The sequence below is a fragment of the Vibrio lentus genome (assembly GCF_002875945.1).
GTDB lineage: Bacteria > Pseudomonadota > Gammaproteobacteria > Enterobacterales > Vibrionaceae > Vibrio > Vibrio apostichopi.
Genome location: NZ_MCZK01000127.1, coordinates 1 through 3,322, shown reverse-complemented (window position 1 = coordinate 3,322; position 3,322 = coordinate 1). Strand labels below are relative to the sequence as shown.

Genomic DNA, 3,322 nt, shown 5'->3' with positions numbered 1-3,322 from the left:
CCCCACACTACCATCGGCGCTATTGTGTTTCACTTCTGAGTTCGGCATGGAATCAGGTGGGTCCACAATGCTATGGTCGCCAAGCAAATTTTAAAATTCGGAAAGCTAATCTAAAAGTATTTCTCTTCAAACTCATTCAAGGTCTGGTACATCTGAGTCCACAAAACCCCTTGGGTGTTGTATGGTTAAGCCTCACGGGCAATTAGTACAGGTTAGCTCAATGCCTCGCAGCACTTACACACCCTGCCTATCAACGTCGTAGTCTACGACAACCCTTTAGGACACTTATAGTGCCAGGGAAAACTCATCTCAAGGCTCGCTTCCCGCTTAGATGCTTTCAGCGGTTATCGATTCCGAACTTAGCTACCGGGCAATGCCATTGGCATGACAACCCGAACACCAGAGGTTCGTCCACTCCGGTCCTCTCGTACTAGGAGCAGCCCCTTTCAATTTTCCAACGCCCACGGCAGATAGGGACCGAACTGTCTCACGACGTTCTAAACCCAGCTCGCGTACCACTTTAAATGGCGAACAGCCATACCCTTGGGACCGACTTCAGCCCCAGGATGTGATGAGCCGACATCGAGGTGCCAAACACCGCCGTCGATATGAACTCTTGGGCGGTATCAGCCTGTTATCCCCGGAGTACCTTTTATCCGTTGAGCGATGGCCCTTCCATTCAGAACCACCGGATCACTATGACCTGCTTTCGCACCTGCTCGAATTGTCATTCTCGCAGTCAAGCGGGCTTATGCCATTGCACTAACCACACGATGTCCAACCGTGTTTAGCCCACCTTCGTGCTCCTCCGTTACTCTTTGGGAGGAGACCGCCCCAGTCAAACTACCCACCAGGCACTGTCCGTAACCCCGATTCAGGGGCCAACGTTAGAACATCAAAACTACAAGGGTGGTATTTCAAGGACGACTCCACCACATCTAGCGACGCGGTTTCATAGTCTCCCACCTATCCTACACATGTAGGTTCAATGTTCAGTGCCAAGCTGTAGTAAAGGTTCACGGGGTCTTTCCGTCTAGCCGCGGGTACACTGCATCTTCACAGCGATTTCAATTTCACTGAGTCTCGGGTGGAGACAGCGTGGCCATCATTACGCCATTCGTGCAGGTCGGAACTTACCCGACAAGGAATTTCGCTACCTTAGGACCGTTATAGTTACGGCCGCCGTTTACCGGGGCTTCGATCAAGAGCTTCGACCGAAGTCTAACCCCATCAATTAACCTTCCGGCACCGGGCAGGCGTCACACCGTATACGTCATCTTACGATTTTGCACAGTGCTGTGTTTTTAATAAACAGTTGCAGCCACCTGGTATCTGCGACTCTCGTCTGCTCCATCCGCAAGGGACTTCACTGATAAGAGCGTACCTTCTCCCGAAGTTACGGTACCATTTTGCCTAGTTCCTTCACCCGAGTTCTCTCAAGCGCCTTGGTATTCTCTACCCGACCACCTGTGTCGGTTTGGGGTACGATTCCTTACAATCTGAAGCTTAGAGGCTTTTCCTGGAAGCATGGCATCAATGACTTCACTACCGTAGTAGCTCGACATCGTATCTCAGCGTTAAGAAAGTCCGGATTTACCTAAACTTTCCGCCTACATACTTGAACCTGGACAACCGTCGCCAGGCCCACCTAGCCTTCTCCGTCCCCCCATCGCAATTGTAAGAAGTACGGGAATATTAACCCGTTTCCCATCGACTACGCCTTTCGGCCTCGCCTTAGGAGTCGACTTACCCTGCCCCGATTAACGTTGGACAGGAACCCTTGGTCTTCCGGCGAGGGAGTTTTTCACTCCCTTTATCGTTACTCATGTCAGCATTCGCACTTCTGATACCTCCAGCAGCCCTTACAGACCACCTTCAACGGCTTACAGAACGCTCCCCTACCCCACATACCCTAAGGTACGTAGCCGCAGCTTCGGTGTATAGCTTAGCCCCGTTACATCTTCCGCGCAGGCCGACTCGACCAGTGAGCTATTACGCTTTCTTTAAATGATGGCTGCTTCTAAGCCAACATCCTGGCTGTCTGAGCCTTCCCACATCGTTTCCCACTTAGCTATACTTTGGGACCTTAGCTGGCGGTCTGGGTTGTTTCCCTCTCCACGACGGACGTTAGCACCCGCCGTGTGTCTCCCGGATAGTACTTACTGGTATTCGGAGTTTGCAAAGGGTTGGTAAGTCGGGATGACCCCCTAGCCTTAACAGTGCTCTACCCCCAGTAGTATTCGTCCGAGGCGCTACCTAAATAGCTTTCGGGGAGAACCAGCTATCTCCAGGTTTGATTGGCCTTTCACCCCTAGCCACAAGTCATCCGCTAATTTTTCAACATTAGTCGGTTCGGTCCTCCAGTTGATGTTACTCAACCTTCAACCTGCCCATGGCTAGATCACCTGGTTTCGGGTCTAATCCTAGCAACTGTACGCCCAGTTAAGACTCGGTTTCCCTACGGCTCCCCTAAACGGTTAACCTTGCTACTAAAATTAAGTCGCTGACCCATTATACAAAAGGTACGCAGTCACACCACGAAGGTGCTCCTACTGCTTGTACGTACACGGTTTCAGGTTCTATTTCACTCCCCTCACAGGGGTTCTTTTCGCCTTTCCCTCACGGTACTGGTTCACTATCGGTCAGTCAGTAGTATTTAGCCTTGGAGGATGGTCCCCCCATATTCAGACAGGATATCACGTGTCCCGCCCTACTCGATTTCACTGATTATGATGTGTCGGTTACGGGGCTATCACCCTTTATTGCGCCACTTTCCAGAGGCTTCACCTGCATCATTAAAAGCTTAAGGGCTAATCCAATTTCGCTCGCCGCTACTTTCGGAATCTCGGTTGATTTCTCTTCCTCGGGGTACTTAGATGTTTCAGTTCCCCCGGTTTGCCTCCTGTTGCTATGTATTCACAACAGGATACGTGCTTATGCACGTGGGTTTCCCCATTCAGAAATCCCAGACTCAAAAGGTTATTACTACCTAATCTGGGCTTATCGCAAGTTATTACGTCTTTCATCGCCTCTGACTGCCAAGGCATCCACCGTGTACGCTTAGTCACTTAACCATACAACCCGAAAGGGTCTTAGTGTATGGCAACTAACCAAGGTTTTTGGTTGTCATTAAGAAGGGTTAATTCTCAATGACTGTTTGCCGGACTCAATTGTGAATCAAACTAAATTTGATTCGAATACAAGACACTTGAATGTGTTTGTTGTGTTTATCTAATGAAAGATAAACATTGAGAACTTTTAAATTTGATTTGAATTACTCGTAAGTAATTAAATCAGTCAGCTTTCCAAATTGTTAAAGAGC

The 3,322-nt window shown here is 49.4% G+C and carries 2 rRNA genes; both read right to left on the bottom strand.

Features of this window, described 5'->3' with window-relative positions:
- A 5S ribosomal RNA gene (gene rrf / locus BCT49_RS14485) occupies positions 1-84 on the bottom strand; the annotation flags it as partial.
- 97 nt (positions 85-181) lie between these two features.
- Positions 182-3,074 (bottom strand): 23S ribosomal RNA (locus tag BCT49_RS14480).
- Between the last annotated feature and the right edge of the window lie 248 nt (positions 3,075-3,322).